Source organism: Mesobacillus sp. (genome assembly GCF_057785455.1).
The window spans coordinates 75,052-101,504 of sequence record NZ_JBYNSB010000030.1; the positions used below are offsets into that span (position 1 = coordinate 75,052).

Below are 26,453 nucleotides of genomic sequence, written 5' to 3' on the forward strand. Positions count from 1 at the left end.
TGAAATGGAAAAGACATTTACAGAACAAATCGACGGATTGCTGGAGAAATATACAGAGCTTTTAGTAGGGGAAGGATCTGCTGAAAATATAGAGAAGGTAAAGGCCTATATCCTTTATAGCCACATCGCCAAAACAATGCCGGCGCTGGCAAAGCATTGGAATGCCGAATATCCGGAGGCAAAGGAAGCAATGAAGAATGTCATTGGCGAAGTGAAGGAATTGAACGAACGTACCCGTCAAAAATAACACCAGCAAAAGAACCATCCTTTATGCGGGATGGTTCTTTTGATATGCATATTTATTGAAGCTGGCCGCCATGCGGGAACTGGTTCATATATCCCTGGAACTGCTGATGAGATTGCTGCAGCTTTTGCTGATCTGCCGCCTCGACAGCATACCAGCCCTTTTTGAACATTAAGTTATAAAGGCTGCGCTGTGCATTTGCTGTTTCTGTGTAGATGGCTAAGAGGTCCTGGTACAGCTGATCATGGCTGACTTCGTGCAGTGCCTGGGTATAGGATGTTGTCATATACTTTTCAGTTGTTAAAATGTCATTGATAAAATCTCGCTCATTCATTTGCGGTGTTTTCTGAATCTGTGTTTCTGGATTCTGGATTTTTTGCTGATTCTGGTTCTGATTCATCCGCTTTACCTCCTGAATAATGTTTGGGTGTTATTGCATTCCAGTATAAGCCTGGTTTTGCTGGCTGTTCAGGTGTGACAGGATTGTCTGGTAATGCTTTTCATGCATATGGCAGCACTTTTCGATTTCCATCTTCAATTCCTGGTCCTGGCATTGCTGAGCGAAAAAATGAGCCTTCTTTGTCGCGAGTAAATTCCATGAAAGCATATCCGTTAAGTATAGTGCATCCTTTGTAGAAATGACTGAAGGCGGCTGCTGCATGATTCCTTGCTGCTGCTGGTTCTGAAAATTCATATTCTGCTGCATAACGAAACCTCCTAAATAAAGTTTTATTTCATCGAATCTTATGCTTCCCATACCGAATTGAACTATGCAGGACAAGATTCGTCAAAAAAGAACATTTTCGTACAAAAGTAATATTCAAAAGAAGGAAAAAGTGATAAAATGATTTTGCAAAATATATATAGATGAAGCAACTTTTTTTAAGGGATATTGTAATCGGTTACAATAGGGGGAGGAACTTGTGATGGAACAACTTATGAAAAACTTTTTTCTTTTTTTATCAAAGAATAAATTCTTCACTGAAATGGCGAAAAGATACGGCCTCCGTTTCGGTGCTTCAAGATTTGTAGCTGGTGAACGAATCGACCAGACTGTTCAGGTCATCAAGGGCCTTAACGAGAAAAAATTAGCTGTCACCGTCGATTATCTTGGTGAGTTCGTCGACAACGAAAGAGAAGCGAATGAACGCGCCGATAATTCAATCGAAGCCATCAAGGCAATTGGCCGTGAGAAATTGAATGCTCAGCTAAGCGTAAAAATGACTTCGCTCGGTTTTGATATCTCTGAAGCAGTTGTAATGAAAAATATGCGCAGGATCATGGATGCCGCAAAGGAAAACAATGTTTTCGTCACGATCGACATGGAGGATTATGAGCGCTGCCAGAAGACACTCGATATCTACAAGCAGCTGAAATCCGAATACGATAATATCGGTACCGTTCTTCAGGCTTACCTATACAGGACTGAAAAGGATATCGAAGACCTGAATCAATACTCTCCAAACCTCCGCCTGGTTAAAGGTGCTTACAAGGAGTCTGCCGAAGTCGCATTCCCGGAGAAAAAAGATGTGGATGAAAACTTCAAAAAAATCATCCAAATGCACTTGCTGAACGGCAACTATACAGCAATCGCATCACACGATGACGCAATCATCAACTTTACAAAAGAATTCACGAAAGCTAATAACATCCCTAACACCCAGTTCGAATTCCAGATGCTCTACGGAATCATGCCGGAAAGACAGCTGCAGCTTGCAAATGAAGGCTACACAATGCGCGTCTATGTACCATACGGCACAGACTGGTACGGCTACTTCATGCGCCGCCTGGCAGAACGCCCGGCAAACGTCGCATTCGTACTAAAAGGCATGTTCAGAAAATAAATATCAACAGGCTGGCACAGCGCGTGTCAGCCTGTTTTTTTGGTGGCGGAAGAGCATTGTGATTGTATTGGGTAGGAGGCGGGAATTTGTGGTGGAGGTAGCTTATAGGGGTTATAGATGCACTGCACGAGGGGAAATCATTGGTGGAAGTAACTTAAAGGTGTTCTAGATGCCCTGCTCGAAGAAAAATCGAAGCTGGAGGTACTTAAAGGCTTTAGATGCCCTGCGCGAGGGGAAATCGTTGGTGGAGGTAACTTAAAGGTGTTCTAGATGCCCTGCTCAAAGAAAAATCGAAGCTGGAGGTAACTTATATGCCTTCTAGATGCCCTGCACGAGGGGAAATCGCAGCTGGAATGTAACTTAAAAGCCTTATAAACGCCCTGCATGAAGGGAAATCCCCCCTAGAGGTAATCAAACCCGAGTCCATCAATCCCGTGTCCATCAATCCCGAGTCCATCCATCATCATCAACAGATCTTTACGACAATCACATAAAAAGGCAACCCCGGATCTATTCACATGTCCGGGGCAGTCACTCTCTATATCACTTCTTATACTGGCTGTTCTGGCTGTTTACTTTACCTTCCCCGCCCTGTCCCATAGAAGGACCAGCATTTCCCTTTACACTAGCAGCACTAACCCCAGCCTTCGAAGGATGCTTCTTCATCTTAGCCATAACGATTACCTCCATTGCAATGAATTAAAGCATTAACGCACTGGGGGTCAGACCCCCGGTGCTTTAAAGTGGTGAAGCGATCGTTGCGTAATTTGATCGCTTTTTTAGGTTGTCCAAATTGCAGATAAAAATGGGTGAGTAAAAAATTCAAAAAATTTTATTTTTTCCGCACCTTATTATTGCGTAAATTTTTTAAATATTTTATAGTAGTTATTAACAGAACTCATTTATATGCATATTTTTTTTGGTGCAAAAATGAATGAGTATTCATTCAAAAAGAGTCAAAGGGGGAGACAAATTTGATGCGACAAATTCAAAAGGCAGCGGTGCTTGGATCAGGTGTCATGGGTTCAGGGATTGCCGCTCATCTTGCTAACATCGGCATACCGACATTGCTGCTGGATATTGTACCTCGGGAATTAACGGAAGAAGAAAAAGCGAAGGGCCTGACGATGGATGACAAGCAGGTGCGCAACCGGATCAGTGCAGGCGCGCTGCAGAAGCTGCTGAAGCAAAAACCGGCACCTTTGGCTTCCAAAAAGAATCTTGCTCTAATTGAAGCGGGCAATTTTGAAGATGATATGGCTAGATTGAAGGACGTTGACTGGGTAATCGAGGTAGTAGTCGAGAACCTGGATATTAAAAAGAAAGTGTTCACGGATGTTGATAAATATCGTAAACCGGGAAGCATCATCAGCTCCAATACATCAGGTATTTCAGTTGAGGCGATGGCCGAAGGACGTTCAGAGGATTTCAGGAAGCATTTCCTTGGAACACATTTCTTTAACCCGCCGCGTTACTTGAAGCTGCTTGAAGTAATCCCAACAAAGGATACAGACCCTGAAGTTCTGGCCTTCATGAAATCTTTTGGTGAAGATAAGCTTGGCAAAGGTGTCGTTGAAGCAAAAGACACTCCAAACTTTATCGCTAACAGAATCGGAACTTATGGATTGCTTGTGACTGTCCGCGAAATGCTGAAAGGCGGCTACAGTGTCGGTGAAGTCGACTCCGTAACCGGACCAATGATCGGCCGGCCTAAGAGTGCAACATTCCGCACACTTGATGTCGTAGGACTTGATACATTCGCTCATGTAGCGAAAAACGTGTATGACCAGGTAGAAGGAGAAGAAAAGGAAGTCTTCGAAGTACCTGGATTCATGAAGCAAATGCTTGAGAACGGCTGGCTTGGAAGCAAGTCAGGGCAAGGCTTCTTCCTGAAGCAGGGCAAGGAGATCCTTGAGCTTGATCCGCAAACACTTGAATATGGACCTCGCAAAAAGCTGAAAACTGCTTCGACTGAAATGAGCAAGCAGGAAAAAGGTCTATCCAATAAAATGAAAGCGCTTGTGTACGCGAATGACCGCGCAGGTGAACTTCTCTGGAACATCTTTAGTCCAGTGTTGATCTACTCAGCTGACTTGCTTGGAACAATCGCTGATGATGTAGTAGCGATCGACCGTGCGATGAAATGGGGATTCGGCTGGGAAATGGGTCCATTCGAAGCCTGGGATGCCTTAGGCGTTGAAAAAGCAATCAGCAAAATGGAAGCTGAAGGCAAGACCGTTCCTGCATGGGTGAAAGAAATGGCTGAGAAAGGCTTTACTTCCTTCTACAAAGAAGAAGAAGGCAAGATTAGCTATTATCATAATGGCGAATATGTCGCTGTTGAAGAAAATCCAAAAGCGATCAACCTTAAGCTTCTGAAAAAGCAAAACGGCGTGATTAAAAAGAATGGCGGAGCAAGCCTGATTGATCTTGGCGACGGCATTGCCCTTCTTGAGTTCCATTCACACAGCAATGCAATCGGGCCGGATATCCTCCAGATGATCAATTTTGCCATTGATGAAGTAGAAAAGAATTACAAAGGGCTTGTAATCGGCAACCAGGGCAAGAATTTCTCTGTTGGCGCAAACCTGGCGATGATCCTGATGGAAGCACAGGATGATAATATCTGGGATCTTGATATGGTTGTCCGCCAGTTCCAGCAGACAACGATGAAAATCAAGTACTGCTCGAAGCCGGTCGTTGTCGCTCCATTCGGCATGACGCTTGGCGGGGGTGCTGAAATGTGCTTGCCAGCTGCACACATCCAGGCATCTATGGAAACTTATATGGGCTTGGTTGAAGCAGGTGTCGGTCTGATTCCTGGCGGAGGAGGCAACAAGGAGCTTTATATTAAGCACCTTGAAGGAATGCCAAAGGGCGTCGAATTTGACCTGCAAAAGGTAGCGAACAAAGTATTCGAGACAATTGCGATGGCCAAGGTGTCAACATCAGGTGAAGAAGCTCGCGAAAACAACTTCCTGAGTGAATCAGATGGCATCAGCGTCAACAGCGATCACCTTTTATACGATGCGAAGCAGGCTGCATTAAGTCTTTATGAAAAAGGCTATACAGCCCCAGTCAGAAGGAAGGTACCTGTAACTGGTGAACCTGGTTATGCGACATTGCTCCTTGGAGCACAGGCGATGCATCTGTCAGGCTATATTTCTGAGCATGACTTGAAGATCGCCAGAAAGCTAGCGTACGTCATTTCAGGCGGTAAGGTTCCATATGGTACTGAAGTGGATGAGCAATACTTGCTTGACCTTGAGAGGGAAGCATTCCTCAGCCTTGTTGCTGAACCGAAATCACAGCAGCGTATGCAGCATATGCTCGTAAAAGGAAAGCCATTACGCAATTAATGAATTGATATTTTACTAGTTAACAATAGATCGAACATCCAAGGAAAGAGAGGGAATGAGATGAGAGAAGCGGTAATCGTAGCCGGAGCACGAACACCTGTCGGAAAAGCGAAAAAAGGAACTCTTGCTAATGTCCGCCCGGATGATCTTGGGGCTCTTGTAGTCAGAGAAACTCTAAAGCGTGCAGGCAATTATGAAGGGAATATCGATGATCTAATCATCGGCTGTGCAATGCCAGAAGCAGAACAGGGATTGAACATGGCCCGCAATATCGGAGCGTTGGCTGGCCTGTCACATGAAGTGCCGGGAATAACAATCAACCGTTATTGCTCCTCAGGATTGCAGGCAATTGCGAATGCATCAGAAAGAATCATGCTTGGCCATGCAGATACCATCATTGCAGGGGGGGCTGAATCAATGAGCCTTGTGCCGATGATGGGGCATGTTGTCCGCCCGAATTCGAAGCTGGCCGAAACAGCACCTCAGTATTATATGAGCATGGGACACACCGCGGAGCAGGTTGCAATAAAGTACGGAATCTCCCGTGAGGACCAGGATGCATTTGCGGTAAGAAGCCATCAGCGTGCTGCAAAGGCAATCGCAGAAGGAAAGTTCGAGGACGAAATCGTACCTGTCGATGTAACGATCCGTTCAGTAGGGAAAGACAACAAGCTTGTTGAAAAAACTTTCCAGTTCAAACAGGATGAGGGTGTCCGTCCGGATACAAGCATCGAAACGCTCGCGAAGCTTCGCCCAGCTTTTTCAGTAAAAGGAACAGTAACAGCCGGCAACTCTTCACAAACAAGTGATGGTGCGGCAGCGGTGATGGTAATGGATCGAGAAAAGGCTGAATCCCTTGGACTGAAGCCGCTTGCGAAATTCAGGTCCTTCGCTCTTGGCGGAGTGCCGCCTGAAATCATGGGGATCGGCCCGGTCGTGGCGATACCTAAAGCGTTAAAGCTTGCCGGACTTCAGGTTTCCGATATCGGAGTATTTGAACTTAATGAAGCATTCGCTTCCCAGTCCATCCAGGTCATCCGTGAGCTTGGCCTTGACGAAGATAAAGTCAATGTAAACGGAGGCGCAATCGCGCTTGGACATCCACTAGGAACGACTGGTGCTAAGCTGACATTATCGATCATTCATGAAATGAAACGCCGCAATGAACAGTTCGGCGTGGTGACCATGTGTATCGGCGGCGGAATGGGTGCTGCCGGAGTATTTGAACTTTTATAAAACAGAACCAGCCATACCAACTTAAATAGATAAAAAAACCTGGAGGAGCACCATGCTCCTCCCAAAATAGACAGGAGGAAGATTCAATGGAAAACCAAACAGAAAAGCTCGTAAAAGGCGGAGGCTTTTTAATTGAGGATGTAACATATGATCAGGTTTTTACTCCTGAAGATTACACAGATGAGCATAAAATGATCGCGAAAACAGCTGAGGACTTTGTGGTGAATGAAGTATTGCCTCAGGTTGAATATATTGAACAGCATGAATTTGACCGTACTGTAAAACTATTGAAGGAAGCTGGTGAGCTAGGCCTTCTTGGTGCAGACGTTCCTGAAGAGTACGGCGGCCTGAGCCTTGATAAGGTTAGCTCAGCACTTATCGCTGAGAAAATGTCAATCGCTGGCGGCTTCTCTATTTCCCATGGTGCACACGTAGGAATTGGTTCACTGCCAATCGTGCTTTTTGGTAACGAGGAACAGAAGCAAAAGTACCTTCCTCCTCTGGCAACTGGCGAAAAGCTTGCTGCGTATGCATTAACAGAGCCAGGTTCAGGTTCGGATGCTTTAGGCGCAAGAACTACTGCTAAGCTGAACGCTGAGGGAACGCACTATGTACTGAATGGTGAAAAACAATGGATCACAAACGCAGGATTTGCTGATGTATTCGTTGTATATGCAAAAATCGACGGCGAACAATTCTCTGCCTTCATCGTTGAAAGGGAATATCCAGGTGTTTCAGTCGGCGCTGAAGAAAAGAAAATGGGGATCAAGAGCTCCTCAACTCGTACATTAATTCTTGAAGATGCAATGGTACCAGTTGAAAACCTTCTAGGAGAAGCTGGAAAAGGTCATATCATTGCTTTCAACATCCTGAACATCGGCCGTTACAAATTAGGGGTAGGCGCTACAGGCGGAGCGAAGCATGCATTCGGCATCACAGTAAAATACGCAAACCAGCGCCAGCAGTTCAAGACGCCTATTTCCCAATTCAACCTGACAAAAGAAAAGCTTGCGACAATGGCTTCAAAGATTTATGCATCAGAAAGCTCTGTATACCGTACGGTTGGCCTTTTCGAAGACCGCATGAGCAAGCTGTCTGAGGAAGAAATCAATAACGGTAAGGCTGTTGCTGCTTCAATTGCTGAATACGCTATCGAATGCTCCATGAACAAAGTGTTTGCTACAGAAACACTAGATTATGTGGTTGACGAAGGCGTACAAATCCACGGCGGATATGGATTCATGCAGGAATATGAAATCGAAAGAGCATACCGTGATTCAAGGATCAACCGTATCTTTGAAGGTACGAACGAAATCAACCGTCTATTAGTACCAGGAACATTCATCCGAAAGGCAATGAAGGGTGAGCTTCCATTATTCCAAAAAGCAATGCAGCTGCAGGAAGAATTAATGATGCTGATGCCGGAAGAGCCAGGCGACGAGCCTCTTGCACAGGAAAAATATCTTGTTAAAAATGCTAAGAAGATCGGCTTACTTGCAGCGGGTCTTGCAGCTCAAAAGTTCGGCAAGGCACTGGAAAGAGAACAGGAAATCCTTGTGAATATCGCGGATATTATTTCTAATGCATATTCAATGGAGTCTGCTGTCCTGCGTACTGAAAAAGCGATCGCTAAAGACGGACTTGAAAAGAGCAAGCAAAAGCTTCTTTACACTCAAATCTTCTGCCAGGAAGCATTCAATGAAATCGAACGTGATGCAAGAGAAACTCTTGTAGCAACTGAAGAAGGCGATGCACTTCGCATGCTGACATCAGCGCTTCGCAAGTTCACAAGGCACACTCCAATCAATGTAATCGCTAAGAAGCGTGAAGCAGCTGAAAAGCTGATTGAAGCGGAACGCTTCCTTGTGTAATTACACATAATAACTTTGCTCCTCTCCATTACGGGGAGGAGTTATTTATATTGATGAAGGCATTTGAAGTCTAAAGGGCGTTCGGTAATTTTAACTAATGTTGGACACCAATTTACAGCTGTTTAAAGTTATGAGAAATATTAACCAACTACAACTCCGCAATAAAATTTTATACCAAGAAGGATTCTTGCAGTTTTTGTTGAAATAGATAAGGGATGCCGAAAAAAATGGGGAAAAATAGGCACTCAATGTTAGTATTTTGCCACGCTGTTATGTTACTATCTCGTTTAGAGGGACTATAAATTGGGATACTAGCAAAGGGTGGTGAAATCATGGCAAAAACGTTTTAATGGTACCCTAAATGTGGAACATGCAGAAATGCGAAGAAGTGGTTAGACCAGCATGAATTAGCCTATAATGAAGTACATATTGTCGAAAACCCTCCTACAAGCTCCGAGCTTGCAGAAATGCATAAGAAAAGCGGCCTGGATATCAAGAAGTTTTTTAATACGAGCGGCCAGAAGTATCGGGAACTGGGGATGAAAGACAAGATTAAAACGGCATCCGAGAGCGAGCTCCTGGAATTGCTTGCGTCTGATGGAATGCTGATCAAACGACCTCTGATGACAGACGGAGAGAAAGTGACAGTCGGTTTTAAAGAGGAAGAATACGAGAAGGCTTGGCTGTAAATGGGTCCAATCGATTTTAATCGATAGAGATATACAAATGGAGGGATAGTTAATGAATACACCAAAAGAATTGCGTTATTCTGAAGAACACGAGTGGGTTAAGGTTGAAGGGGAAAGAGCACGCGTAGGAATCACTGATTTTGCTCAGTCTGAGCTGGGTGACATCGTATTCGTTGAACTTCCTGAAGTAGGCGACGAGATCACTGTAAATGAGCCATTCGGAAGCGTAGAATCTGTAAAAACTGTTTCTGAGCTTTATGCTCCAATCAGCGGAAAGGTCGTTGAGATTAACGAAGACCTGAACGACAGCCCTGAATTCGTTAACGAATCTCCATACGAAAAAGCATGGATGATCGTAATTGAACCTTCTGACAGCAGCGAAGTAGAAAAGCTGATGACTGCTGAACAATACGAAGAAATGACTAAAGAATAATAACTGCCTAACGCCTTGATTGAATCAAGGCGTTTTATTTATGTTGAAAACTTCGGCTCCGCTATCTCCTGCATTTTTCCATCACTTTCATTCCCGGTTTCGGACAAAATAAAAACAGCGATGAATGAAAAAAGGGGTGTGAACAATGACGTTAAAGCAGGAGAAAATGGATATCACCGATCGGGTGACAGGTAAATTGGAAAATGGAGAAATCCAGCTTTATTTAGAAAAAGAGCCTATAGGGAAAATCAAATTGCCTGAAGGAATGCAGCTTGAACTAGGACATCATTTTGTCTCTGAACAGAATAGGATTTACCAGCATGTATCAGTGCCGGATCAGTCAGAACCGCGGTATACTGATTGTGATGAAGGCGGCTGGTGTTAACAGTAGAGCAGCGGCCAGATTAGCCGCTGTTTTTTCATTGGTAATTGGTTTGCACCATTAATATTAAGGGAAAATCTTGTTTTTTCGGGTAGCTATGTATGTTGAAATTGAAATGGTTATATCTAACTTTAATCGGAGCGGAAGGCACGAAGACTCCTACGGGATGCAGCGGGCCAAGTGAGACCCCGCAGGAGCGTAGCGACGAGGAGGCTCACCTCACGCCCCGAGGAAAGCGAAGTGCCTGGAGCGCAGATATTCAGATAAATTGTAAAACTTAAGTTTGACCTATATAGTTCAAATTTTTGCAATATGATTTGAAAACCGTGACAATAGAAATATGTACTTAACAGCACAATTCTATTGAGAATGTTTATAATGTTGTAAAGCAATCATTTTCTGGTGCATAGGTGGTTATGGCGATGGATGAAAATCACAAGGTAATCATAGTGGAAGGCTCATCTGACAAACGTAAAGTACAGACTGTGCTGAAGGAGCCTGTCGAAATAATTTGTACGAATGGGACAATTGGAGTATCGAAGCTGGATGAGCTGATTGATTCCCTTTTTGATAAAGATGTATATATTCTCGTTGATGCTGATGCATCTGGAGAAAAGCTGCGAAAGCAGTTTAAACGTGAATTCCCGGAAGCGAATCATTTGTACATCGATAAAATGTACAGGGAGGTCGCAACTGCACCAGAATATCATTTGGCTACAGTTTTGATTTCAGCAAATATTGACGTTCATGCAGAGTATTTAGAAAAAGGATGACTGTAGATGAAGGATTGGAAAAAGGAAGATATCGATACATTTCTTGCAAATAAAAGAACAGGCTGCCTATATTTTTATACGCCAATGTGCGGTACATGCCAGGTGGCAGGGAAAATGCTGACAGTCATAGAGCAGCTGCTGCCCAATATTGACTACGGAAAAGCGGATTTGAATTTTATACCGGAAATGGCGGAAAGATTTCAAATTGAAAGTGTGCCATGCCTGATCATTATTAACAGGGGAGAGGTACAAGAAAAGATTTATGCTTTTCAATCCGTCCCTTATCTATATGAAAAATTAAAAAATCTCGAGAATGTACAAACAAGCGGCTAAGCCGTTTTTTTTTTGCCCGGAAATCGCAGTAAAATATCAAAAAGGATTTACATAACATTCCAAAAACAGTATTATATTTAGAGATACGAAATATTCGAGGAGCGCAGGATACTATGGCTTTTTATGACGAGTGGGCAGAACAAATCAAAAGCTATAACCGCAATATCAAATTGACCTTTATTGCCAATATCCTAACACAAATAGGACTGGGCATTTTTATGGTGATCTACAATTTTTACATTCGTGAATTAGGCTTTAATGAACTGGTAAACGGAAAGGTTATCTCAATGGCTTCACTGGCAACTGCCCTGATCCTGGTCCCGGCTGGCCTCATTAGTGATCGTGTCGGCAGGAAGAGACTGATGATATTTGGCGCTCTTTCCACCGGAGCGATTCTCCTCGTGAGAAGTGTGGTGGAAACACAATCGATGCTTATCCTGTTTGCGTTTGGAACAGGTCTTGTATCCGCATTTATACAGGTGTCAATTATTCCATGGCTGGCTGAAAACTCAAAGCCAGAACAGCGTGTACACTTATTCAGCATTCATTTTGCCGCCATGACAGGGGCCAATGTAATCGGAAGTCTTATGGGAGGAATGCTGACGGATGTTTTCGGGTTATTCTTTACTGAGCTTGAAAGTATCCGATATACGCTATTGATCGGTGGGGCATTGTTTACTTCCGCGCTGATTCCAATCTCGAAGCTAACAGAAAAACAGAAAACAAATTCCGCAAAGTCCAATTTCACAGGATTGCAAAATGTTAAACAGAATCTTTTTAGCCTGAAGATGGTTATTCTATTCGCAGTAGCGCAATTATTAATCGGATTTGGTGCCGGGTTAGTCATTCCATATTTAAACCTGTATTTCGCCGACCGGTTTGCTGCTTCCAACTCTCTTGTAGGGCTGGTCATTTCCCTCGGTCAGGGTGCAACAGCGGTTGCGATGATTATTGGGCCGATGGTTGTCCGCAGGCTTGGAGAGGTAAAAGCAGTCGCTGTGCTCCAGCTTCTTTCCCTTCCATTCTTGCTTTTAACCGCCTATACCCAGCAATTTTGGCTGGCAGCTTTAGGATTTTTATTCCGGCAGGCTTTGATGAATGCCGGAAACCCGATCCAAATGTCGTTGATGATGTCGAAAGTCGATGATTCCATGAAGGGACTCGCCAATTCGGTAAACCAGATGGTTTTTAACCTGGGCTGGGCACTTATGGGGCCTGTGTCCACCGGGATTGTCCTGAAATACGGATCATACTGGGGTTATGCTGCGGTATTCAGTATTACAGCATGTTTATATCTAGTCGGCTCAATTTACTTCTTCATAGTATTTAGAAGCATGAATAAGCCAAAACCGAACGTTCTTGAAACAAAACCCGCGTAAAACCGCCATTGGTGTAGAGATATTTCTCGGGAAATGAAAGACAATGCCGAATTATCCAACGGTATTGTCTTTTTTTTAGGAATCAAATCATGGCTAGCAATCGACTTTTCCATATTATTTGTCGAAGGAATTAAACAGGTTTTTCCCTGATAAAAAGGAATATGTATATTAGGGAGATGATCGGCATGAAGGAAAGAATTGAAGATTTCAGGAATGTTCTGATGAAGAAGAATCATATTATGCAGCTAGCGCATAATATGAACCTTTGCCTGGAGTTTGAAATAGAATATGGAGTTTTTTGCTTGCACATTCACAAGAATATAATAAATCTTACCGAAGGCTGGTGTCCCCAAGCTGATCAGCATATTTCACTGATTGGAAATGAGGGGAATATGCGGTATTTGCTCGATGGGAAAATTAAACTTCGTGATGCTATACAACTCGGATATGTGAAATTGGAGTGCCCTTTCAGAACTTTGCTTGCGCTGGAGTCCATAATTTATCTGGCACGGCCGCTGCCTGAAGAAGTTTTTATCTGAAAAATTAAAAAATATTTGACCGCTTGATTCACTGCATGATATTATCACTTTAACTTGTAAAATTAATTTGAACATCAACTGAATATTCTTATCAAGAGAGGCGGAGGGACTGGCCCAATGAAGCCCGGCAACCGGTTTTAAACACGGTGCTAATTCCATCAGAGGTAATGCTCTGAAAGATAAGGAGAGATGATCATGAACCCTCTTCTTAAGAAGAGGGTTTTTTTGCATCTTCTTTCCTAAAATTAATCTGATTGAATGGAGAGATGGAAATGGCGAAAGAACAGCAAAATTACAAAATTGAAACATTAGGAGTCCATGGGGGGCAGTCGCCTGACCCGGTGACAGGAGCTCGTTCGCTTCCGATTTATTCGAGCAATGCCTTTCAATTCAATGATACGAACCATGCGGCAGATCTTTTCGCTTTGAAAGAAGAGGGATATATTTACTCAAGGATACATAACCCGACGGTTACGGCCCTTGAGGAAAAGGTTGCATTGCTGGAGGGGGGCATTGGGGCACTCGCGGTAGCCAGCGGGATGGCAGCTATCACTATGTCCATTCTTAATGTCGCGCATGCCGGAGATGAAGTTGTAGCGTCATCCAATTTATACGGCGGAACTTATAATCTGTTTGCCGTGACTTTGCCTAAGTACGGAATTAAAGTTAAGTTTGTAGATGCAACAGACCCGGAAAATTTCCGTAAAGCGATTACTCCTAATACAAAAGCTGTCTTTGCTGAAACAATCGGCAACCCAAGTCTCAGGATCCTTGATATTAAGGCAGTTGCGGACATTGCCCATGAAGCAGGAGTTCCGCTGATTATTGATAATACATTTGCCACTCCATACCTTTGCAGGCCGATTGAGCATGGTGCAGATATCGTTATCCACTCGGCGACTAAATGGCTGCTGGGTAATGGTACTGTTTTAGGAGGAATTATCGTCGACGGCGGTAATTTTGACTGGAAATCTCCTAAATTCCCTGGATTCAATGAGCCTGATTCCAGCTATCATGATTTGGTTTACAGTGAAGCAATCGGGCCAGCCGCCTTTATCGTTAAAGCCAGAGTCCAGCTTTTACGAGACCTCGGTCCATCAATCAGCCCTGCTAGCGCTTTCCAGTTCAACCTTGGAATTGAAACACTCCATGTGCGCATGAAAGAGCATGTGGCCAATACACGAAAGCTCGTTGAATTCCTGGAAGCCCATCCGGCTGTCACCTGGGTATCCTATCCGGGGAATGATCAGCATCCTGATAAAAAGCTTGCTGACCAGTACTTGCCGAAGGGGGCAGGTTCAGTTGTCATATTTGGCATTGAAGGAGGACGCGAAGCAGGGGCGAAGCTGATCAATTCGGTCAACTTATGGTCCCATCTCGCCAATGTTGGAGATGCCAAGAGCCTGATCATTCACCCTGCCAGCACGACCCACCAGCAGCTGGACTCTGAAGGACTCAAAGCGGCAGGAGTTCCTGAGGACCTGATTCGCTTATCAGTTGGAATCGAAAATATAGATGATATTCTCGCAGACCTTGAGCAGGCCATTGAAAAAGCAACTGGGGTCCCATCCGTCCTTGCTTAAGTTGAATATCCAGAACATTCCACTTAATATTTAGAAATAATTTTGTTGACACTCTTTTTTATTCCGTGCTAAAATCACACTCGTACTGAAAAAACGATGAAATAATTTAATAGCGTACTCTTATCAAGAGAGGTGGAGGGAAGTGCCCTATGAAGCCCGGCAACCGTCAGTAAGCTTGCTTATTGAAATGGTGCCAATTCACTCAAAGCTGGAGCTTTGAAAGATGAGAGAAAGGATAGCCTACAATTATGCCTTTCTGCTCATATGCAGAGAGGCTTTTATTATTTTAAGAACATGATTTGGTTCCCGAATGACCTTGGAATCCATGCTCTACTCAAGTTTGAATGATTTTGTTAAGGGAATGGGAAACTAGATTGATAACATCGATAAATATTAGTGGACTAACGCTGTTTAGATGTGAAAAAACACGGGTGCAAAGAAGGTGAGTCAATTGATTTCGATAAAAAAAGCAATCAAAATTTATTCATCAAAAAGAGGAGAGGTAAAAGCCGTTGACGACGTCAACCTGGATATTAAAGAAGGCGAAATCTTCGGTGTAATTGGTTATAGTGGTGCTGGTAAAAGTACATTGATCCGCATGCTGAACGGGCTGGAGATTCCTACTTCAGGATCGGTGGTCGTGGCTGGCAGGGAAGTTTCGAGAATAAGAGGTGCTGAACTGCGGAAAGCCCGCCAGGAAATCAGCATGATTTTCCAGCATTTTAATTTGCTCTGGTCAAGGACAGTCGCAGAAAATATCGCTTTTCCGCTTGAAATCGCCGGAGTGCCAAAGGATGCCAGGGAAAAGCGCGTGAAAGAACTAATTGATCTTGTTGGCCTTGAGGGCAGAGGGGATGCTTATCCATCTCAGCTGAGCGGGGGACAGAAGCAGAGGGTCGGGATTGCAAGGGCTCTTGCGAATAACCCGAAAGTACTGCTTTGTGATGAAGCCACTTCAGCACTTGATCCGCAGACAACTGACCAAATCCTTGACCTGCTTGTTGACATCAATGAGAGACTGGGTCTGACGATAGTCCTGATTACTCATGAGATGCATGTCATCAGGAAAATCTGCCATCGGGTCGCTGTCATGGAAGGCGGGCGAGTGGTAGAAACCGGGCCGGTGCTGGAGGTATTTAAAAATCCTCAGCAGCCAATCACCAAGAGATTTGTCCAGCAGGTTACCGAGCCTGAAGAAACAAAAGAAACAGTCGAGCACTTATTATCTCGTTACCCTCACGGACGTGTTGTCCAGCTGACATTCGTTGGCGAGGGCGCAGAACAGCCGCTGATCACCAACTTGATCAGGGAATTCCCGATAATGGTGAATATTTTACAAGGGAAGATTTCACAGACCCAAAATGGTTCATATGGTACTTTGTTCATCCACATGGATGGAGAAGATAGCGACCTTAAGCGGGCAATCGATTATATCAGTCAGCAGGAAGTTGGAGTGGAGGTGGTAAGCAATGGCTGAGAAATTCTTTCCAAACGTGAACTGGGACAGAATGTGGGAAGCTACTGTTGAAACACTATACATGAGTGCCATCTCAGTGGTTGCCACCTTTATTCTTGGAGCCATTCTCGGCTTACTGCTGTTCCTGACATCAAAGGGCAATATTTGGGAAAATAGACCGGTGAATGTTGTGTTAAGTGCAATCGTAAATATTTTTAGGTCCATCCCATTCATTATTCTGATTGTCTTGTTAATCCCCTTCACGCTATTCCTTTTGGGTACCATGATTGGGGTGAATGCAGCTTTACCAGCATTGATCATTGGCTCGGCTCCTTTCTATGCAAGGATGGTTGAAATCGGCTTGCGTGAAATTGACAAGGGAGTCATCGAGGCTGCTAAATCAATGGGAGCGAAAACAACAACAATCATTTGGAAGGTGCTCCTCCCTGAGTCAATGCCTGCGCTCGTGTCAGGGATTACCGTTACAGCAATTGCGCTGGTAAGCTACACAGCGATGGCAGGTGTCATTGGAGCAGGCGGTTTGGGAAACCTTGCTTATCTTGAAGGCTTCCAGCGCAGCAGGAACGATGTAACCTTAATGGCAACAATCATTATTTTAATCATAGTTTTTGTCATTCAATTTGTGGGTGACTTTTTCACAAGAAAATTAGACAAACGATAAGAGGAGAGAAAAACATGAAAAAATGGCTTCTTGTATTTTTAACATTAGCATTATCCACTGTATTGGCTGCTTGCGGCACATCTGAAGAAAAAACAGAAGGCGGCAAGGAAGAAAGCAAGAAAATCGTAGTAGGTGCTTCAAACGTACCTCACGCTGAAATCCTTGAAGAAGCAAAACCTCTTCTTGAAGAAAAAGGCTATGAGCTAGAAATCAAAACGTTTAATGATTATGTAGTACCTAATCAGGCGTTAGAATCAAAAGAGCTTGATGCAAACTATTTCCAGCACATTCCTTACCTTGAGTCACAAATGAAAGAACATGGCTACAAGTTTGAAAATGCAGGCGGAATCCATATCGAGCCAATCGGTGTATATTCTAAAGAACATAAAAGCCTTGATGACCTTCCAAAAGGCGCACACATTATCATGAGCAGCTCAGTTGCAGACCACGGCCGTATTTTGACAATGCTTGAAAAAGAAGGCCTAATCAAACTTAAAGATGGCGTTGAAAAAGTATCAGCAACAATCGATGATATCGCAGAAAACCCAAAAGAGCTTAAGTTTGATACAGAATATGAAGCAGCCCTTCTTCCACAGATTTTCAACAACGGTGAAGGTGACGCAGTATTGATCAACTCAAACTATGCAATCGATGCTGGTTTGAACCCGCTTAAAGATTCAATCGCGATCGAAGAAAGTGATTCTCCATACGTAAACGTTATTGCAGTACGCGAAGGCGACAAAGACAAGCCAGCTATCAAGGCACTTGTCGAAGTTCTTCACTCAAAGGAAATCCAGGATTTCATTCTTGAGAAATATGAAGGTGCTGTAGTACCGGTTAAAGAATAATGTTGATTTGAAAAGCAGGCTCCCGGGCCTGTTTTTTCTTTTGAAGTCTATCCATATCAGTTGTATAACCCGCCACGAAATTTACCATACTAACCGAGAAAAAAACAGAATGGAGTGGACTGTATGGAACATCATTATGAACCACGTAATTCAACTGAAGCTGCATTACATGAATATAAACAAGGCTTGGGCGTCTTTACGCAAAAAATGCCTGAACTAGCCAGACACTATAATGCTTTCACAGAAGTGTGCTTTCAGGAAGGAACACTTTCGCAAAAAGAAAAGCAGCTGATTGCTCTTGGTATTTCTCTTTATTCGCAGGATGAATATTGTATCATTTATCATTTAAAGGGCTGCCTGGACCAGGGAGCTACTGAAGAGCAGATCCTAGAAGCGGTGGGAGTGACGGCTGCATTCGGAGGCGGCGCGGCAATGAGCCAGGCAGTCACGCTTGTCCAGGAAGCGATGGCAGAACTAAATACTTTGAAACAATAAGCCTTTTTGATTGTCCTCTTTACAGGATATGCTCATATATGGAGGATTCCAGAAGGATTGTAAGAACCGGCGAGCTGAGGGACTCTTAAGGCTCCTTATTCCATGACATCCAAATATTAACGGTTTTAATCGCTTTGATAGTGGTAAAGGAAAGGTGTTAACATTAGCACTAACAAAAAAATCGCTGATTACAGCGAAAAACCGAAGGGATGATTCACTATTAATTCGCTAAAGCTGAATTACACAAGTGAAATGGAAAAAGCAATGCATGGAGCCCATGGAATCAGTTACGAGGTCTACAGCATGAACCATGACGCAAGGATGGAAGTTGAAAGAAAACGCGAACGTGACTATATCCAAAGTCAACGGATGGTTGCCGATCTGGACAGAAAAGTTCATTCGTAAGCCTAGACATATATAATAGAAGAAATTTTCCAGAACCAGTGTAGATTGATGCACTGGTTTCTTTATTATAATTAAGACATGTGTGTGGCGGCGGCTGTTGATTTTTTTAATGGCGATTCCTATGACAATTCGGAAGCGAAATATTTGTTTGAGTTGTTATGGGATGTGGCTTAAGACAATTCGGGAAGAGAAATCCGATTGAATTGTTATAAGAGGGTTCGCCAAGACAATTCGTGAGCGGAAAATCCAATTGAATTGTTATAGGAGGGTTCGCCAAGACAATTCGTGATTGAAAAATCCGATTGAATTGTTATAGGAGGGGTCTTCAAGACAATTCGTGAGCGGAAAACCCAATTGAATTGTCATAAGAGGGTTCACCAAGACAATTCGTGAGTGGAAAACCCGATTGAATTGTCATAAGAGGGTTCGCCAAGACAATTCGTGAGTGAAAAATCCGATTGAATTGTTATAGAAGGGGTCTTCAAGACAATTCGTGAGTGAAAAATCCAATTGAATTGTTATAGGAGGGTTCGCCAAGACAATTCGTGATTCAAAAATCCGTTTGAATTGTCAAAAGAGAGACCGCAAGACAATATGGAAGCAAAAAAACTATTCGAATTGTCATAAGAGTGATTCCAGCTCCCTTGATGCTATGGCACAGGTATGGTAAAACCTGAGAATCGTACATTTTTTTCTAATTAGCGGTGAAAAATATAATGATGGACAAGAGTGAGCTAAAAGAGCCGACTTGAGCGTAATACTCTGTTAAAATAAGAATGATTCAATTATTTGAAAAGTTTGTTTCGGCTTGTTGCTTCGTCGCCCGCCTGCTGTGCTGGCGGGCGGGGGTGGGAGTGTAAAGAAATATATTATAATACATGAAGAAAACAGATTTAGCGCATCTTCATCAAGCTTCTTCTGAGACCATATTGACCAGGTTGGTGCTGATTTTTGGCTCATTTTGTGAAGCTGACGCTTCACAAACTTTTCAGCTGTGCTGAAAAGCTGCAAAGGGAAAGTGAAACGATAAGAGCAAACTCGTTTGCTCTTCCCGTTTCATTTCACTTTGCAATGAGCCAAAAATCAATGAGGTTGGGCAAAACAGGGGCTTCTATGATGAGTGATAAATCAAGTTTTTTTCTTTTGTTTAATGAATTTCTTTCCACTCTGAAAGAGTTGCTAACACTTTTCATTTGTTATAAGATTGTAATGAGAATAAAATGAGAATAGAGTTAAAGACGGCAATGGTCGCTTAAATCTTTTCTATATTGACGGAGGTATTATTATGGCAGGATCTGTATTATCAATTAAGGACCTTCAAGTTGAGATTGAAGGCAAGCAGATATTAAAGGGTGTTAACCTTGAAGTTAAGGGTGGAGAGATCCACGCGATCATGGGACCTAATGGTACTGGTAAATCAACTTTATCTTCTTCTATTATGGGTCATCCAAAATATGAAGTAACTAATGGTTCTGTTACTCTTGATGGCGAAGATGTTCTTGAAATGGAAGTTGATGAAAGAGCTCGCGCTGGTCTGTTCCTTGCTATGCAATATCCAAGCGAAATCAGCGGTGTTACGAACGCTGACTTCTTGCGTTCTGCTTTGAACAGCCGCCTTGGCGAAGGAAATGAAATTTCATTGATGAAGTTCATCCGCAAGATGGATAAGCAGATGGAGTTCCTTGAAATGGACCTTGATATGGCACAGCGTTACCTTAACGAAGGTTTCTCTGGCGGTGAGAAGAAGCGTAACGAAATCCTTCAATTGATGATGCTTGAGCCAAAGATCGCTATTCTTGATGAGATTGACTCTGGTCTTGATATCGACGCATTGAAGGTTGTTTCTAAAGGAATCAACGAAATGCGCGGCGAAGATTTCGGCTGCCTGATCATCACTCACTATCAGCGCCTTCTTGACTACATCACTCCTGACTATGTGCATGTAATGATGCAGGGCCGCATCGTGAAGTCTGGCGGACCAGAGCTTGCACAGCGCTTAGAGGCAGAAGGATACGACTGGATTAAGAAAGAACTAGGTATTGAAGACGAAACAGTTGGGCAAGAAGCGTAAGCGTTGGGGGGATTTATAATGACTACGGAAACGAAATTGCCTTTTGACCAGGAGTATATTACTTCCTTTTCAAAAGAAATGAGCGAACCGGCATGGCTGACAGAACTTCGTGTTCAGTCGCTTGAAAAGGCTGAAGACCTTCCAATGCCAAGACCGGATAAAACAAAAATTGATAAGTGGAACTTCACGCAATTTGAGAAGCTTTTAGTAAAAAGCGATGTGTTCTCAACTATTGACGAGCTTCCAGAAGAAGTAAAAGCACTTGTTGACCAGGAAGCTAAGGATAGCAGCTTGTACATTCAGCGCAATAATAAGCCTGCATACCTGCAGCTATCGAAGGAAATGCAAGAGCAAGGTGTTGTGTTCACGGATATTTTCACAGCAGCACGCGAGTACAGCAACCTTCTTCAGAAATATTTCATGACTGCAGTAAAAACGGATGAAAACCGTCTAACTGCTCTTCATACAGCATTTATTAACGGCGGAGCATTCCTTTATGTTCCTAAAAATGTTCAGGTTACTAACCCAATCCAGGCGATCTTCCTGCATGATGATGCAGAAGCAAACCTGTTCAACCACGTGCTTGTCGTTGCTGAAGACAACAGCTCAGTGACTTATGTTGAAAACTATATTTCAACTACAGGTGCAGTGAACGGATTAGTCAACATCGTAACTGAAGCGATCGCAGGACAAAATGCGAAAATCCAGTACGGTGCGGTTGATACATTGGCTTCAGGCCTGACAACTTATGTGAATCGCCGCGGTCAAGCAGCAAGAGATGCTCGCATCGAGTGGGCTCTTGGATTGATGAACGATGGCAACACAATCTCTGAAAACGTGACGAATCTTGTTGGTGATGGTTCGTACGGTGATACTAAGATGGTTATGGTTGGACGTGGGGAGCAGACTCAGAACTTCACGACAAGCATCATCCACTTCGGGAAAAATTCTGAAGGCTATATTCTAAAGCATGGTGTTGTTAAGGATAGCGCGACTTCTATCTTTAATGGTATCGGTAAAATCGAGCATGGTGCTTCTAAATCCAACGCTGAGCAGGAATCACGCGTTTTGATGCTTAGCGAAAAGGCTCGTGGGGATGCGAACCCAATCCTTCTGATCGATGAAGATGATGTAACTGCAGGACACGCAGCATCTGTTGGACGCGTTGACCCTCTTCAGCTTTACTACTTGATGAGCCGCGGTATTCCAAAGCACGAGGCAGAACGCCTTGTCATTCACGGCTTCCTTGCACCTGTTGTAAACGAACTTCCAATCGAGGGAGTTAAAAAGCAATTGGTGGAAGTCATCGAAAGGAAAGTAAGATAATGAACGCCCGCGAGGTTCGAGAATTATTTCCGATTCTAAATCAGGAAGTCAATGGCAGCCCGCTCGTCTATCTCGACAGCGCGGCAACTTCTCAAAAGCCGGTGCAAGTAATAGAAGCATTGGATAAATATTATCGCGAATACAACTCAAACGTTCACCGCGGTGTCCATACTCTTGGAACAAGAGCTACCGATGGATACGAAGGTGCGAGGGAAAAGGTTCGCAAGTTCATTAATGCAAAATCGATCGAAGAAATCATTTTCACCCGCGGTACAACAACTGCGCTGAACACGGTAGCTGCAAGCTATGCTCGTGAGAACCTGAAAGAGGGCGATGAAATCGTCATCTCTTATATGGAACATCACAGCAATATCATCCCGTGGCAGCAGGTGGCAAAACAGACGGGTGCAACTTTGAAATATCTTGACCTGCAGGAAGACGGTACGATTTCGCTTGATACTGTAAGGGAAACCATTACAGAGAATACGAAAATCGTTTCAATCATGCAGGTATCCAATGTCCTTGGTGTCATGAACCCGATTAAAGAGATTGCCGAAATTGCCCACCAGCATGGTGCAGTCATGGTTGTGGATGGCGCCCAGAGTGCTCCGCACATGAAAATTGATGTCCAGGATCTCAACTGTGATTTCCTTGCTTTTTCCGGACATAAGATGTGTGGCCCTACTGGTATCGGGGTACTGTACGGTAAGAAGGCTCTTCTTGAAAAAATGGAGCCAATTGAGTTTGGCGGCGAGATGATTGACTTCGTAGGATTATACGAGTCTACATGGAAAGAGCTGCCGTGGAAATTCGAAGGCGGAACACCAATCATCGCCGGTGCGATTGGTCTTGGTGCAGCAATCGACTTCCTTAACGACATTGGACTAGAAAATATCGAAAAGCATGAGCATGCGCTTGCTGCTTATGCTATGGACAAAATGTCAGGGATTGAGGGCATGACCATCTATGGACCGAAGGATGCCGGCAAGCGCGCTGGCCTTGTGACCTTCAATATGGATGATGTGCATCCTCATGATGTGGCAACAGTACTTGATGCTGAAGGAATTGCCGTACGCGCAGGACACCATTGCGCACAGCCATTGATGAAGTGGCTTAAGGCTTCGGCTACTGCACGTGCAAGCTTCTACCTGTACAACACAGAAGAAGATATTGACAAGCTTGTAGCAGGGCTTGTCAAAACAAAGGAGTATTTCAGCGATGTCTTTTAATAATTTAGATAACCTTTATCGGCAAGTTATTATGGATCACTATAAAAACCCTCGCAATAAAGGTGTTTTAGATGAAGGCAGCCTGACTGTCAATATGAACAATCCTACCTGCGGAGACCGCATCCAGCTGACGATGAATGTTGAAGACGGCAAGGTTTCGGATGCCAAGTTTGAAGGCGAAGGCTGCTCGATTTCCATGTCTTCTGCATCGATGATGACGCAGGCAATCAAAGGAAGAAATGTTGAGGACGCGCTCAAGCTGTCCAAGATTTTTTCCGACATCATGCAGGGCAATGACTATGATGAAGATGAACTGGACCTTGGTGATATTGAAGCACTTCAGGGTGTCGCGAAGTTCCCGGCAAGGATCAAGTGCGCAACACTTGCCTGGAAGGCGATGGAGAAGGGCCTTAAGGAAGACGAAGCCAACCAATAAGAGACATCATAGAATTAATTTTATAGAAAGCCTGCAGGGGATTGGCCTGCAGCCAGTACAACACTACAAAGCAGGAGCAATTCCTTGCTTTAAGAATGGAGGAATTCGACGATGGCTAAAAAAATGCCAGAGATCGGTGATTATAAATACGGTTTTGCCGACAAAGACGTTTCCATCTTCCGGTCTAAACGCGGTCTGACGCGTGAAATCGTTGAAGAAATTTCAAAAATGAAGGAAGAGCCTCAATGGATGCTCGACTTCCGCTTAAAGTCACTTGAGCACTTCTACAATATGCCAATGCCTCAATGGGGCGGAGATATGGCTTCATTGAACTTTGATGAAATCACATATTATGTAAAACCTTCAGAGCGCTCTGAAAAATCATGGGATGAAGTTCCTGATGAAATCAAGGCGACTTTTGATAAGCTGGGAATTCCTGAAGCTGAGCAAAAATACCTTGCGGGTGTTTCTGCGCAATACGAATCAGAGGTTGTATACCATAACATGAAAGAAGAGCTTGAGGACCTTGGAATTGTCTTTAAAGACACAGATTCAGCTCTTAAAGAAAACGAAGATATCTTCCGTGAGCATTTCGGAAAAGTGATTCCGCCAACAGACAACAAGTTCTCAGCATTGAACTCTGCAGTATGGTCTGGTGGATCATTCATCTACGTTCCTAAGGGAGTAAAAGTAGAAACACCTCTACAAGCATACTTCCGCATCAACTCTGAGAACATGGGTCAGTTCGAGCGTACATTAATCATTGTTGATGAAGGCGCGCATGTACACTATGTTGAAGGATGTACTGCTCCTGTTTACACAACGAATTCACTTCACAGTGCTGTCGTTGAAATCATCATCAAAAAAGACGCTTACTGCCGTTACACAACAATCCAGAACTGGGCAAACAACGTCTTCAACCTTGTTACAAAGCGTGCGGTTTGTGAAGCAAACGCAACAATGGAATGGATCGATGGCAACATCGGCTCCAAGCTTACAATGAAATACCCGGCAGTCATCCTTAAAGGTGAAGGCGCACGTGGTATGACATTGTCAATCGCGATTGCAGGTAAGGGCCAGCACCAGGATGCAGGTGCGAAAATGATCCACCTTGCACCAAATACATCTTCAACAATCGTATCAAAATCAATTTCCAAGCACGGCGGAAAAGTAACATACCGCGGTATCGTTCACTTCGGACGCAAAGCTGACGGCGCCCGCTCTAACATTGAGTGCGATACGCTGATCATGGATAACAAGTCTACTTCAGACACAATTCCATACAACGAAATCCTGAACGACAACATTTCTCTTGAGCACGAAGCGAAGGTTTCCAAGGTATCAGAAGAGCAGTTATTCTACCTGATGAGCCGCGGAATTTCGCAGGAAGAAGCAACAGAAATGATCGTAATGGGCTTCATTGAGCCATTCACTAAAGAATTGCCAATGGAATATGCAGTCGAAATGAACCGCCTGATCAAGTTTGAGATGGAAGGTTCAATCGGTTAATGAAAGTTTCGGGAATCCACCTGCTCTGGCAGGTGGATTTTTTTATGGTAAAGCATATAAACGACATCTGATTTCCAGTTAAAAGGAAGAAGGTGCAATTAGTAAGCATTTTCGTGCAATACGAATGATTGTCTGTGCATATAATGTAATTTTCCGTGCGATTAATGTTCACTTCCGTGCGATTATCCGCTTTAAAGGTGCGATTTTATCAGGATGCCACGCAAAAATCAGCAATCATTTCGAAATATGGGGTGTAACGTGTAACCGACATGATTAATCTTTCAGCAAAAGTGAAGCATTTATCGGCATATTCGCAGTGTTTCTTCGTAACGCCGTTAAGCTCAGCGCTCTCCACCAAGGTTTTCCCTCTTTGATAACCGGGAAATAAGATTAAACGATGTCTTAGTTCTTATACAGAGGGGAATTATGCTATCATGAAGTTAAAATGGAGGTGCACAGATGATTATTGTTGGCTTAACGGGCTGGGGAGACCATGACAGCTTATATGATGGCAAGGTAGCTCCGCGAGATAAACTGAAGGAATACTCCAGCCACTTTCCCGCAGTCGAGGTCGATGCCTCTTTTTACGCTGTGCAGCCTGTAAAAAATGCGGCGAGATGGGTAGAGGATACCCCTGATAATTTTCAATTCATTGTAAAAGCATATCAAGGGATGACCGGGCATCAGCGCGGTGAGATTCCTTTTAAAGATAAAAATGAGATGTTCAATGCCTATATAGAGTCACTGAAACCATATTTGGAAGCTAATAAGCATGGTATGACACTCTTTCAGTTTCCGCCGTGGTTTGACCTGCGCAAGGAGAATGTCGATTATTTGCGATGGTGCAGGGAGCAGATGGGGGATATAGACTGTGCGCTCGAGTTCCGCAATCAATCCTGGTTTGAAGGCGGGATGCGCGAAAAGACGCTTGATTTTATGAAAGCGGAAAAATGGATCCACAGCATCTGTGATGAACCGCAGGCGGGAGAGGGCTCAATTCCGACTGTCCTTGAATCGGCATCTCCTGAGAAAGTACTTGTCCGTTTCCACGGACGCAATGTCCATGGCTGGAACAAAAAGGGCAGGGGACAGGATTGGCGCGAGGTCAGGTATCTTTATCGTTACAATCAGGAAGAATTAAAAGAATGGGCGGAGCACCTGAAAAAGCTCGATGAAAGCACAGCAAAGGTGTATGCGCTGTTCAACAACAATTCTGGCGGGGATGCAGCTGATAACGCCAAGCAGATGCTTGATATCCTGGATATTGAATATTCAGGCTTGAACCCGCGTCAGCTTGATTTATTTTAGCGATGATGAAGGAAACAAATAAT

26 protein-coding genes, 1 pseudogene and 2 riboswitches are annotated in these 26,453 nt (G+C 43.7%); of the genes and pseudogenes, 24 read left to right on the forward strand and 3 right to left on the reverse strand.

Annotated features, from left to right (window positions below; all coding sequences use genetic code 11):
• Window positions 1-4: 4 nt before the first annotated feature.
• Entirely contained in the window at window positions 5-247 is a 243-nt protein-coding gene (locus AC3EBE_RS11575) for a DUF2573 family protein (protein WP_488595185.1), read from the forward strand.
• A 52-nt stretch (window positions 248-299) separates the two neighbouring features.
• Here the strand turns inward: AC3EBE_RS11575 and AC3EBE_RS11580 are convergent, their stop codons facing one another.
• Together AC3EBE_RS11580 and AC3EBE_RS11585 are read right to left on the reverse strand one after the other, a co-directional pair.
• Window positions 300-644 (reverse strand): spore coat protein, encoded by a 345-nt coding sequence (locus AC3EBE_RS11580; RefSeq protein ID WP_488595186.1) that lies wholly within the window; start codon window positions 642-644, stop codon window positions 300-302.
• Between the two features lie 30 nt (window positions 645-674).
• Window positions 675-950, reverse strand: coding sequence for a hypothetical protein (locus AC3EBE_RS11585; RefSeq protein ID WP_488595187.1), 276 nt, complete (start codon window positions 948-950; stop codon window positions 675-677).
• Between the two features lie 220 nt (window positions 951-1,170).
• On the opposite strand from AC3EBE_RS11585, the gene AC3EBE_RS11590 reads away from it, so the two are divergent.
• A complete protein-coding gene (locus tag AC3EBE_RS11590; protein WP_488595188.1) occupies window positions 1,171-2,088 on the forward strand; it encodes a proline dehydrogenase family protein in 918 nt (305 codons plus the stop codon).
• Between the two features lie 543 nt (window positions 2,089-2,631).
• Here AC3EBE_RS11590 and AC3EBE_RS11595 read toward each other — a convergent pair.
• Complete coding sequence (locus tag AC3EBE_RS11595) at window positions 2,632-2,763, reverse strand: YuzL family protein (RefSeq protein WP_475094735.1); 132 nt, start codon at window positions 2,761-2,763, stop codon at window positions 2,632-2,634.
• A 302-nt stretch (window positions 2,764-3,065) separates the two neighbouring features.
• Here AC3EBE_RS11595 and AC3EBE_RS11600 point away from each other — a divergent pair, with 302 nt between their 5' ends.
• From AC3EBE_RS11600 to AC3EBE_RS11705, 22 genes and pseudogenes are all read left to right on the forward strand, one after another.
• A complete protein-coding gene (locus AC3EBE_RS11600) occupies window positions 3,066-5,447 on the forward strand; it encodes a 3-hydroxyacyl-CoA dehydrogenase/enoyl-CoA hydratase family protein (protein ID WP_488595266.1) in 2,382 nt (793 codons plus the stop codon).
• 60 nt (window positions 5,448-5,507) lie between these two features.
• Window positions 5,508-6,683 (forward strand): acetyl-CoA C-acetyltransferase, encoded by a 1,176-nt coding sequence (locus tag AC3EBE_RS11605; RefSeq protein ID WP_488595189.1) that lies wholly within the window; start codon window positions 5,508-5,510, stop codon window positions 6,681-6,683.
• An 86-nt stretch (window positions 6,684-6,769) separates the two neighbouring features.
• Window positions 6,770-8,554, forward strand: coding sequence for an acyl-CoA dehydrogenase family protein (locus tag AC3EBE_RS11610; RefSeq protein ID WP_488595190.1), 1,785 nt, complete (start codon window positions 6,770-6,772; stop codon window positions 8,552-8,554).
• A gap of 350 nt (window positions 8,555-8,904) precedes the next feature.
• Window positions 8,905-9,243: pseudogene (locus tag AC3EBE_RS11615) on the forward strand (arsenate reductase family protein); the annotation flags it as partial.
• A 52-nt stretch (window positions 9,244-9,295) separates the two neighbouring features.
• Window positions 9,296-9,676, forward strand: a complete 381-nt coding sequence (gcvH, locus tag AC3EBE_RS11620) for a glycine cleavage system protein GcvH (protein WP_488595191.1) — start codon at window positions 9,296-9,298, stop codon at window positions 9,674-9,676.
• A gap of 145 nt (window positions 9,677-9,821) precedes the next feature.
• Window positions 9,822-10,061 carry a YusG family protein gene (locus tag AC3EBE_RS11625; protein ID WP_488595192.1) on the forward strand — a complete coding sequence of 80 codons (240 nt, stop codon included), beginning with the start codon at window positions 9,822-9,824 and terminating at the stop codon, window positions 10,059-10,061.
• A 413-nt stretch (window positions 10,062-10,474) separates the two neighbouring features.
• The gene (locus AC3EBE_RS11630; RefSeq protein WP_488595193.1) at window positions 10,475-10,831 is read left to right on the forward strand and encodes a toprim domain-containing protein; all 357 of its coding nucleotides are present in this window, start codon (window positions 10,475-10,477) and stop codon (window positions 10,829-10,831) included.
• Window positions 10,832-10,837: 6 nt separating this feature from the next.
• Window positions 10,838-11,164, forward strand: a complete 327-nt coding sequence (locus AC3EBE_RS11635) for a thioredoxin family protein (protein ID WP_488595194.1) — start codon at window positions 10,838-10,840, stop codon at window positions 11,162-11,164.
• Between the two features lie 113 nt (window positions 11,165-11,277).
• Window positions 11,278-12,543 (forward strand): MFS transporter, encoded by a 1,266-nt coding sequence (locus AC3EBE_RS11640; protein ID WP_488595195.1) that lies wholly within the window; start codon window positions 11,278-11,280, stop codon window positions 12,541-12,543.
• Between the two features lie 221 nt (window positions 12,544-12,764).
• Window positions 12,765-13,082 carry a hypothetical protein gene (locus AC3EBE_RS11645; RefSeq protein ID WP_488595196.1) on the forward strand — a complete coding sequence of 106 codons (318 nt, stop codon included), beginning with the start codon at window positions 12,765-12,767 and terminating at the stop codon, window positions 13,080-13,082.
• 85 nt (window positions 13,083-13,167) lie between these two features.
• Window positions 13,168-13,268: riboswitch (SAM riboswitch) on the forward strand.
• 86 nt (window positions 13,269-13,354) lie between these two features.
• Window positions 13,355-14,665, forward strand: a complete 1,311-nt coding sequence (locus AC3EBE_RS11650; protein WP_488595197.1) for an O-acetylhomoserine aminocarboxypropyltransferase/cysteine synthase family protein — start codon at window positions 13,355-13,357, stop codon at window positions 14,663-14,665.
• Window positions 14,666-14,782: 117 nt separating this feature from the next.
• Window positions 14,783-14,895, forward strand: a riboswitch (SAM riboswitch).
• 221 nt (window positions 14,896-15,116) lie between these two features.
• Window positions 15,117-16,142 carry a methionine ABC transporter ATP-binding protein gene (locus tag AC3EBE_RS11655; protein WP_488595267.1) on the forward strand — a complete coding sequence of 342 codons (1,026 nt, stop codon included), beginning with the start codon at window positions 15,117-15,119 and terminating at the stop codon, window positions 16,140-16,142.
• Window positions 16,135-16,803 carry a methionine ABC transporter permease gene (locus tag AC3EBE_RS11660; protein ID WP_488595198.1) on the forward strand — a complete coding sequence of 223 codons (669 nt, stop codon included), beginning with the start codon at window positions 16,135-16,137 and terminating at the stop codon, window positions 16,801-16,803. Before AC3EBE_RS11655 ends, AC3EBE_RS11660 begins: the two co-directional genes overlap by 8 nt.
• A gap of 14 nt (window positions 16,804-16,817) precedes the next feature.
• Window positions 16,818-17,651: a MetQ/NlpA family ABC transporter substrate-binding protein gene (locus AC3EBE_RS11665; RefSeq protein ID WP_488595199.1), complete on the forward strand. Its 834-nt coding sequence runs from the start codon at window positions 16,818-16,820 to the stop codon at window positions 17,649-17,651.
• Between the two features lie 123 nt (window positions 17,652-17,774).
• Window positions 17,775-18,146: a carboxymuconolactone decarboxylase family protein gene (locus tag AC3EBE_RS11670; protein ID WP_488595200.1), complete on the forward strand. Its 372-nt coding sequence runs from the start codon at window positions 17,775-17,777 to the stop codon at window positions 18,144-18,146.
• A gap of 252 nt (window positions 18,147-18,398) precedes the next feature.
• A complete protein-coding gene (locus AC3EBE_RS11675) occupies window positions 18,399-18,551 on the forward strand; it encodes a YuzK family famiily protein (RefSeq protein WP_488595201.1) in 153 nt (50 codons plus the stop codon).
• Window positions 18,552-19,836: 1,285 nt separating this feature from the next.
• Window positions 19,837-20,622 (forward strand): Fe-S cluster assembly ATPase SufC, encoded by a 786-nt coding sequence (sufC, locus tag AC3EBE_RS11680; RefSeq protein ID WP_144478499.1) that lies wholly within the window; start codon window positions 19,837-19,839, stop codon window positions 20,620-20,622.
• Window positions 20,623-20,640: 18 nt separating this feature from the next.
• Entirely contained in the window at window positions 20,641-21,948 is a 1,308-nt protein-coding gene (gene sufD, locus AC3EBE_RS11685) for a Fe-S cluster assembly protein SufD (RefSeq protein ID WP_488595202.1), read from the forward strand.
• Window positions 21,948-23,177, forward strand: coding sequence for a cysteine desulfurase (locus tag AC3EBE_RS11690; RefSeq protein WP_488595203.1), 1,230 nt, complete (start codon window positions 21,948-21,950; stop codon window positions 23,175-23,177). The genes sufD and AC3EBE_RS11690 overlap by 1 nt, the downstream gene beginning before the upstream one ends.
• Complete coding sequence (gene sufU / locus AC3EBE_RS11695) at window positions 23,167-23,613, forward strand: Fe-S cluster assembly sulfur transfer protein SufU (protein WP_488595204.1); 447 nt, start codon at window positions 23,167-23,169, stop codon at window positions 23,611-23,613. Before AC3EBE_RS11690 ends, sufU begins: the two co-directional genes overlap by 11 nt.
• 111 nt (window positions 23,614-23,724) lie before the next feature.
• Window positions 23,725-25,122, forward strand: a complete 1,398-nt coding sequence (gene sufB, locus AC3EBE_RS11700) for a Fe-S cluster assembly protein SufB (RefSeq protein WP_488595205.1) — start codon at window positions 23,725-23,727, stop codon at window positions 25,120-25,122.
• A 459-nt stretch (window positions 25,123-25,581) separates the two neighbouring features.
• The gene (locus AC3EBE_RS11705; RefSeq protein ID WP_488595206.1) at window positions 25,582-26,430 is read left to right on the forward strand and encodes a DUF72 domain-containing protein; all 849 of its coding nucleotides are present in this window, start codon (window positions 25,582-25,584) and stop codon (window positions 26,428-26,430) included.
• The last annotated feature ends 23 nt before the right edge of the window (window positions 26,431-26,453 follow it).